1 protein-coding gene and 1 pseudogene are annotated in these 517 nt (G+C 54.0%); both read left to right on the forward strand.

Annotated elements, in window-relative coordinates; genetic code table 11:
- Positions 1-41 precede the first annotated feature (41 nt).
- Positions 42-152: a PLP-dependent transferase gene (locus ABD715_RS17825; protein ID WP_344789687.1), complete on the forward strand. Its 111-nt coding sequence runs from the start codon at positions 42-44 to the stop codon at positions 150-152.
- Positions 104-412: pseudogene (locus ABD715_RS17830) on the forward strand (IS5/IS1182 family transposase); the annotation flags it as partial. The gene ABD715_RS17825 and the pseudogene ABD715_RS17830, both read left to right, overlap by 49 nt.
- Positions 413-517: the final 105 nt, after the last annotated feature.

Below are 517 nucleotides of genomic sequence, written 5' to 3' on the forward strand. Positions count from 1 at the left end.
TCGCGGAAAAGCTTGGCTATCTGCAGAATGCGGTAGGCGGCGTGCTTGACCCGTTCAGCAGCTTCCTGACGCTGCGCGGCATCCGTACCCTGGCGCTGCGGATGGAGCGCCACAGCGCGAGGAGCTGGCCGAGGTGGATGTGGACTGGCTGATCGCCGAGCGTCCCGGCAAGGTAAAAACCTTGAAGCAGCATCCGCGCAAGAACAAAACGGCCATCAACATCGAATACATGAAAGCCAGCATCCGTGCCAGGGTGGAGCACCCGTTTCGCATCATCAAGCGGCAGTTCGGCTTCGTGAAAGCCAGATACAAGGGGCTGCTGAAAAACGATAACCAACTGGCGATGTTATTCACCCTGGCCAACCTGTTTCGGGTGGACCAAATGATACGTCAGTGGGAGAGATCTCAGTAAAAACCGGAAATAACGCCAGAAATGGTGGAAAAAATAGCCTAAATAGGCTGATTCGATGTGTTTGCGGGAAAAAAATCGGCCCAGATCCGCGAAATTTTAATCAAC

Source organism: Postechiella marina (genome assembly GCF_039538365.1).
Taxonomy (GTDB): Bacteria; Bacteroidota; Bacteroidia; order Flavobacteriales; family Flavobacteriaceae; genus Postechiella; species Postechiella marina.